This is a genomic window from Thauera phenylacetica B4P (assembly GCF_000310225.1).
Taxonomy (GTDB): Bacteria; Pseudomonadota; Gammaproteobacteria; order Burkholderiales; family Rhodocyclaceae; genus Thauera; species Thauera phenylacetica.
The window spans coordinates 1-7,040 of record NZ_AMXF01000211.1; the positions used below are offsets into that span (position 1 = coordinate 1).

Here is a 7,040-nt window from a genome sequence, read left to right on the forward strand (position 1 = left end):
CCAGGCTCGCGCAGGCGGCGAGCGCGAGGCGCGCGAACCGCGCGCGCATCACGGCCGCCCGCCCGTGTCGGGTGCCGGCACCAGCAGCGCCTCGCCATCCTGGGCCGACGCGTCGCGCAGGCGCACACGGCCGTCGGCGAGCTCGAGCCGGTCGTCGACGAACCAGCGCACCGCCTGCGGGTAGATGCGGTGCTCCTGCGCGAGCACGCGCGCAGCCAGCCTGTCCTCGTCGTCGCCGGCCAGCACGGGCACCGCGGCCTGGATCACGATCGGCCCGTCGTCGAGTTCGGCGGTGACGAAATGCACGCTCGCGCCATGCACCTTCACCCCGGTCTCGAGCGCGCGACGGTGGGTGTGCAGCCCGGGAAAGGACGGCAGCAGCGAGGGATGGATGTTGAGCAGGCGGCCCCCGTAGCGGCGCACGAAGGCGTCGGTGAGCACGCGCATGAAGCCGGCGAGCACGACCAGGTCGGGCGCATGGGCGTCGATGCATGCGGCGAGCGCCTCGTCGAAGCTGGCGCGGTCGGGGTGCGACTTGTGGTCGACCACCGCGGTGGCGATGCCGTGCGTGCGCGCGAACTCGAGCCCGCCCGCGCCCGGCCGGTTGCTGATCACCGCGGCGATGCGCGCGCCGGGGATGCCGGCGCGCACGATGGCTTCCATGTTGCTGCCGCGGCCGGAGATGAGGATGACGATGGACTTCATGGGATGCTGGAACGATGAAAAGATCTTGGCGTAGGACCGAGCGTCGGCGTGTGGACCGCCGGGCGCCCACCCCGGAACATGGCCGCGATGATACCCGACCCGCGCCAGGCTCCCGGCGCGCACCGGCAAAATCAACGGTTTTTGCAGGCGCGAAGGTGGCGGGCTTCGTTGCCCGAGCCGGTATCTGCAGCGCTGCATTAGCGCCTGCCGGCGCTCCTACATGGGCCGTCACGGTTGCGTTCGAGGTGGTGCCGCATTCGTGCCTGCCGGCGCTCCTACAGGACCCTCACGGTTGCGTTCGAGGTGGTGCCGCATTCGTGCCTGCCGGCGCTCCTACATGAACCGACGTGCTTTCCGGGGTCCTGTAGGAGCGGCGGCAGCCGCGAATGGGCGGTGACGGGGCGATGGGCGTGGGTAGGGACTGTGCCGCCTTGTTCGCGCCTGCCGGCGCTCCTACATAAACCGACGCGCTTCCGGAGCCCTGTAGGTGCTCCTGCATGAACCGTCACGATTGCGTCCGAGGCAGGAGAGGCGGCAGGCGCACGGCCCGGCGTGCCGCCTCCCCTGCCCCGTATAATCCTGCCTTTGCCTGACTGTCGCCGCCCCATGCCCCACATCCACCGCCTCTCCGACCTGCTGGTCAACCAGATCGCCGCCGGCGAGGTGGTCGAACGCCCGGCCTCGGTGCTCAAGGAGGTGCTCGAAAATGCGGTCGATGCGGGCGCGCGTGCGATCGAGGTGCAGCTCGAGCAGGGCGGCGTGCGTCGCATCCGCGTCGCGGACGACGGCTGTGGCATCGCACGCGACGAGCTCGCGCTCGCGCTCGAGCGCCACGCCACCAGCAAGATCACCACCCTCGACGATCTCGAGCACGTGGGCACGATGGGCTTTCGCGGCGAGGCGCTGGCCGCGATCGCCGCGGTGGCGCGCACCAGCATCACCAGCCGTGCCGAGGGCGCGAGCCACGCCTGGCGCATCGAGGCCGGGCGTGAGCCCGAGCCCGCGGCGCTCGACCACGGCACCGTGGTCGACGTCGCCGACCTCTACTACAACACCCCCGCGCGGCGGAAGTTTCTCAAGACCGACGCCACCGAGTTCGCCCACTGCGACGACATGTTCCGCCGCGTCGCGCTGGCGCGCCCCGACATCGGCCTGCAGCTCGCCCACAACGGCCGCGTGATCCACCGCCTGCCGCCCTCGCCGCCGCCGGCGCGCGTCGCCGCGTTGATGGGCGACGACTTCCTGCAGCACGCCCGCGAGCTCCAGGCCGACGCCGGCGTGCTGCGCCTGGCCGGCTTCGCCTCGCTGCCCGCCTACTCGCGCGCCAGCCGCGACGCGCAGTATTTCTTCGTCAATGGCCGCTTCGTGCGCGACAAGCTGCTCGCCCACGCGGTGCGCGAGGCCTACGCCGACATCCTGCACGGCGCGCGCCACCCCGCCTACGCGCTCTTCCTCGAGCTCGACCCCGCCGGGGTGGATGTGAACGTGCATCCGGCCAAGATCGAGGTGCGCTTCCGCGAGTCGCGCGCGGTGCATCAGTTCGTCTTCCACGCCGTGCGCCGCACGCTGGCCGAGAGCGGGGCGGGACGCGCGGCGGAGGTGTCCGCACCCGCGGCCACGGCTGCGGGTGCCGGCCCCGGTCCAGGAGCCGGCACGCTGCAGGCCTCGCCGGCGTCGAGCGCAGTCCCGCAAGCGGGCTTCGGGAGCGCCATGCCACCGCCCTCCGTTGCGGCCGGCACCCAGGCAGCCTCGCGGTCCTGGCCGCCCGCCCACGCCCAGCAGGGACGCCTGGCGATGGAGTCGGCGAGCCGCGCCTACTTCGACTTCGCCGCGGGCGCACGCGAGGCGGGCTCCGCCGGCCTGCCCGGTCGATCCGCCGAACGTCCCTCGGGCACCCACCCTGCGCTCGTGGAGGCTCCCGCGGGCGAGGCGCCGCCGCTGGGCTACGCGCTCGGCCAGCTGCACGGCATCTACATCCTCGCCCAGAACGCGGCCGGCCTCGTGCTGGTGGACATGCACGCCGCCCACGAGCGCATCCTCTACGAGAAACTCAAGACCGTGATCGACGGCCGCCCGGCGGTGCAGCGCCTGCTGATCCCGGCGGTGTTCTCGGTGGGGGCGAAGGACATGGCGGCGGCCGAGGAGTGCACCGAGGTGCTCGTCGGCATGGGCTTCGAGATCGCTGCCGCCGGCCCGCAGGAGCTCTTGGTCCGCAGCGTGCCCGCGCTGCTGGCGAGCGCACCGGTGGCGGAGCTGGTGCGCGAGCTGCTGCAGGAGCTGCGCGAATTCCCCGCCACCGAGGTCGTCACCGCACGCCGCAACGAGCTGCTCGCCACCATGGCCTGCCACGGCGCGGTGCGCGCCAACCGCCAGCTTACCCTGCCCGAGATGAACGCCCTGCTGCGCGACATGGAGGCCACCGAGCGCGCCGACCAGTGCAATCACGGCCGCCCCACCTGGACGCAGCTCAGCCTCGCCGAGCTCGACCGCTTCTTCATGCGCGGGCAGTAACGCACGCCCGGCGCCGCTTTCGCGCCGGCCGGCGCTCCTACAGAGCCCCCGGCGCTTCCGGGCCGTGCAGGAGCGGCGGCAGCCGCGAAATCCGGAGCTGCGGTCGCGACCGGCTGCGGCGGGTGCGGCGCCGCCGATCTCGCGTTTTCCGGCGCTCCTGAATCATCCCGCCCGATACACCAGCACCCCGACCACCACCGCCGCGACCGTGGCCCAGCCGATGCGGTCGACGTACTTGCGCAGCGCGCCCTCCATGCGCTCGCCGCCCCAGGCCATCAGCCCCGCGACCAGGAAGAAGCGCGCGCCACGACCGACCAGCGAGGCCAGCGTAAACGGCAGCAGCGCCATCGACGCCACGCCGGCGGCGATCGTGAACACCTTGTAGGGAATCGGCGAGAAGCCGGCGATGAAGATCGCCCAGAAGCCCCAGGCGTCAAACCACGCCACCGCCTGCTCGTAGGCGCTCCAGTAGTTGCTTCCGCGCAGCCAGGGCTCGATGAGGTCGAAGGCGTAGTAGCCGATCAGGTAGCCGAAGAGCCCGCCGGCCACCGAGGTCAGCGTGGTCACGAGCGCGAACCACCACGCACGGTGTGGATTCGCCAGGCACATCGGCGCGAGCATGACGTCCGGCGGGATGGGGAAGAAGGACGACTCGGCGAAGCTGAGCCCCCCCAGGAACCACGGCGCGCGCCGATGCCGCGACCACACCATCGCCCGCTCGTACAGCGGCGAAAAGATCTTCAAGAAGACACCTCGACAGAAATGCACGGACCGCCCGTGCGCAGTGGGCGCCATGATACCCGCAGCGCACGGGCGGTTTGAGCGCATCGCAGCGGCAAGTTGCATTCCACCGTGAACGCGGCCGGGGCATCCCACGCCGTCGGGGCGGGCCCGGGGGACACGGACGAGGTTTTCCCCAGCGGGCGTGAGCAGCTTCCGGGACAAGCTGTGGATAAGTCGTGCAAGGCGCTGGCGAGCAAGGGGATTCCCCTGCTGCCCGTTTTTTGTGCAGCGCCGCGACGCGGTACTATGTCTCACCCGCCGACGCGGCGGAATTGAGTCGGAGCGGGGCTTCTGCTAGCTTTCGGCATAGCTGCGACATACGCCGTTTCACTTGCCCGACACCGTCCTCACCGCCTGCGGTCGACGCGGTGCCCCGTCCCGGAGAATGCGCTCCATGAAGAAGACCCTCGCCGCGGCCAGCGCCGCGGCCCTGCTGGCAGGCGGCTGCGCCCTGCCCGTCCATCAAGACTCCGCGGCCAATGCCCCGGCAGCCGTCTCGCAGAGCGCGCTGCACTCCGCTGCGCACTGGAACGGCCTCGCCCGCGACGTCGCGCAGCGCCTGTCCGCCCGCCTGGCCCCGCAGACGGCGCTGTTCGTCAATCAGCATGCCGACGCCTCGGCCTTCGACCGCGCCTTCTCCACCCAGTTGATCACCGCCCTGCTCGAAGCTGGCCACCCGGTGCTGCGCACTCCGGCGGGCGCCCTGCGCGTCGGCGTGGACACCCAGGTCAAGCCCGGCGTCGACGCCACCGGTGCGCTCGAAGTCATCGTCAGCACCAGCGTGACCGACAGCAGCCAGTTCATCGCGCGCGAGACCGGCGTGTTCCGCGCGGACGCGGCTGACGAGGCGCTCTATCTCGCCGCCCCGCAGGCACGCTCCAAGTCCTTCCAGATCGTCGGAGGCGAATGATGCGCAAGCCTGCAATCCTCGCCGCCGTCCTCGCCGCCAGCGTGCTGGTCACCACCGGCTGCGCCACCGAGCCGGTCGCGCAGCGCAAGGAGGTCAGCTTCGACGCCGCCGCGGCCAACCCGCTGATCCCCTCCAACTACGCGGCCGCCGACAGCCTGCTCGCGCAGCTGCGCGGCCAGCTCGCGCCGGCGCAGGCGCTGATCGCCGCCACCGTGGTCAACATCGACGCGCTCGAGCAATCCTCCACGCTCGGCCGCCTCATCTCGGAGCAGGTCTCCGCGCGCTTCACACTCGCCGGCTACCGCATGGTCGAGATGAAGTTCCGCAACAACGTCTACATGGCGCGCGACCAGGGCGAGCTCATGCTCACCCGCGAGATCCGCGACCTCGCCAGCTCGCACGACGCCCAGGCGGTGGTGGTGGGCACCTATGCGCAGAGCAGCGAGCTGGTGTTCGTGAACCTCAAGGTCATCCAGCCCGAGACCAACGTGGTGCTGGCGGTGCACGACTACGCCCTGCCGCTCGACTCGATGACGCGCTCGATGCTGCGCGGCAGCCGCTGATCACCGGAGCCCGGGGCGAGCGAAGGCTCTGCCCCGGCTCCCGGCTCGATCGCCTCCCGGGCTACGGGGGGCGCAAAGTCCGACAGCGCCCTCGAAAGTGTCGGCATTTTTTACACCGCATCGGAAATTGCGCCTTCCAGGGCCAAAAAATCTAGCTTAATCAAAGATCTGGACCTCAGGCATAGCGCTTGCTCAAGTTCATGTGTCACACACGAACGCTCGCACCGTTCGAGATGTGGCCACCATCTGAAAACATGAACAGGAGAGAGCCATGAAAATCCGCAAGCAGTTCATCGCCACTGCGCTCCTCGCGACCGGCCTTGGAGCGGGCCTCGCCCACGCAACGCCGATCTCGCTGACCCAGCTCACTGGCTTCACCGGCGGCACTGTGGCCGCCACGGTGGTTTTCCGTGCCGATCTGTCGACCGCGGCCATCGGTACGCTGCAGTCGATCACGATCCGGGATAACAGCAGCGGCCTGGGTGGCGCCACCGGTCAATTCAGCGGATTCGACCTCGACGCGATCATCCTCTCGACCACCTCATGCGCCACGGCCGTCTGTGTCGCAGGCCTTTCTCCGCTGAGCGCGTTCAACTACTCGAGCGGGGTGGTGTTCACCCCGGGCGCACAGCGCGATCCGGCCGACGCCAAGCTCTTCGGCACCGGCCCCACCGGCAGCACGGTCGACAACGCCGTCGCCACCCTCGGACTGTTCGACGGCGAATCCATCGCAGGCCCGGGAGCCGACGGTTTCCTCAGCCTCGGCGACGGTGGCAAGATCAGCTTCAACCTGAGCTCGGCACTGTCCACAACAGGCCTCTATCTCTATCTCGGCGAGGTGGGCGACAACGGCGAGGCGCTGGCCGGCGAGATCACCATCTCGCAGAATCCGGTCCCCGAGCCCGTCTCCCTTTCCCTGCTGGCCATCGGTCTTGCCGGGCTGGGAATCGGACGCCGCGCGCGGCGAGCCTGAGACGCTGGCGGCTCCGTGCAGTTGGCTCCGTGCTGGCGGATCGCGACGTAGCGGGGGATAATCCACCCCCCTGCGTCGTCGCGACCCCCTTGCCCGCGTGCCCACTGAAGCACCTCCCGATCTGACCCACGCCACGCCCGTCACCCTTCCGCCCGCCCTGCTGCTGCTCGGCCCCACCGCCAGCGGCAAGACCTCGAGCGCGCTTGCGCTCGCGCAGGCTCTGCCGGTGGAGGTGATCAGCGTAGATTCGGCGCTGGTGTACCGCGACATGGACATCGGCACCGCCAAGCCGAGCGCGGAAGAGCGCGCGGTGTGCCCGCACCACCTGATCGACGTGGTCAGCCCCGAGGAGAACTACTCCGCCGCGCGCTTTCGCGCCGACGCGATCCGCCTGATGGGCGAGATCGTCGCGCGCGGCAATCTTCCGCTGCTGGCCGGCGGCACCATGCTGTACTTCAAGGCGCTGCGCGACGGGCTCTCCGACCTGCCCGCGGCCGACCCCGAGCTGCGCCGTGCGCTCGACGACGAGGCCGCCGAGCGCGGCTGGCCGGCGCTGCACGCCGAGCTCGCCCGCCTCGACCCCGAGGCCGCCGCC

At 70.6% G+C, this 7,040-nt stretch carries 7 protein-coding genes; 5 read left to right on the forward strand and 2 right to left on the reverse strand.

The genetic code is table 11. The annotated features are described in order from the left end of the window. Positions 1 to 48: 48 nt before the first annotated feature. Complete coding sequence (purN, locus tag C667_RS18400) at positions 49 to 705, reverse strand: phosphoribosylglycinamide formyltransferase (protein WP_004374902.1); 657 nt, start codon at positions 703 to 705, stop codon at positions 49 to 51. A gap of 606 nt (positions 706 to 1,311) precedes the next feature. Here purN and mutL point away from each other — a divergent pair. Next, positions 1,312 to 3,216, forward strand: coding sequence for a DNA mismatch repair endonuclease MutL (gene mutL, locus C667_RS18405; protein ID WP_004374905.1), 1,905 nt, complete (start codon positions 1,312 to 1,314; stop codon positions 3,214 to 3,216). A 162-nt stretch (positions 3,217 to 3,378) separates the two neighbouring features. On the opposite strand, the gene C667_RS18410 is transcribed toward mutL, so the two are convergent. Beyond that, on the reverse strand, positions 3,379 to 3,960 hold the full coding sequence (locus C667_RS18410; RefSeq protein ID WP_004374908.1) for a YqaA family protein: 582 nt from the start codon (positions 3,958 to 3,960) through the stop codon (positions 3,379 to 3,381). A gap of 433 nt (positions 3,961 to 4,393) precedes the next feature. Here C667_RS18410 and C667_RS18415 point away from each other — a divergent pair, with 433 nt between their 5' ends. The 4 genes from C667_RS18415 to miaA form a co-directional block, all read left to right on the forward strand. Continuing rightward, entirely contained in the window at positions 4,394 to 4,909 is a 516-nt protein-coding gene (locus C667_RS18415) for a hypothetical protein (protein ID WP_004374911.1), read from the forward strand. Continuing rightward, positions 4,909 to 5,472 carry a FlgO family outer membrane protein gene (locus tag C667_RS18420; protein ID WP_004374914.1) on the forward strand — a complete coding sequence of 188 codons (564 nt, stop codon included), beginning with the start codon at positions 4,909 to 4,911 and terminating at the stop codon, positions 5,470 to 5,472. The genes C667_RS18415 and C667_RS18420 overlap by 1 nt, the downstream gene beginning before the upstream one ends. 271 nt (positions 5,473 to 5,743) lie before the next feature. Beyond that, a complete protein-coding gene (locus C667_RS18425) occupies positions 5,744 to 6,445 on the forward strand; it encodes a PEP-CTERM sorting domain-containing protein (protein WP_004374916.1) in 702 nt (233 codons plus the stop codon). Positions 6,446 to 6,542: 97 nt separating this feature from the next. Beyond that, on the forward strand, positions 6,543 to 7,040 hold a 498-nt coding region (gene miaA / locus C667_RS18430; RefSeq protein ID WP_004374918.1), incomplete at its 3' end, for a tRNA (adenosine(37)-N6)-dimethylallyltransferase MiaA.

Coding starts and splice junctions, on each gene's coding strand:
- purN (WP_004374902.1), bottom strand. CDS start 705: ATGAAGTCCATCGTCATCCTCATCTCCGGCCGCGGCAGCAACATGGAA.
- mutL (WP_004374905.1), top strand. CDS start 1,312: ATGCCCCACATCCACCGCCTCTCCGACCTGCTGGTCAACCAGATCGCC.
- C667_RS18415 (WP_004374911.1), top strand. CDS start 4,394: ATGAAGAAGACCCTCGCCGCGGCCAGCGCCGCGGCCCTGCTGGCAGGC.
- C667_RS18420 (WP_004374914.1), top strand. CDS start 4,909: ATGCGCAAGCCTGCAATCCTCGCCGCCGTCCTCGCCGCCAGCGTGCTG.
- C667_RS18425 (WP_004374916.1), top strand. CDS start 5,744: ATGAAAATCCGCAAGCAGTTCATCGCCACTGCGCTCCTCGCGACCGGC.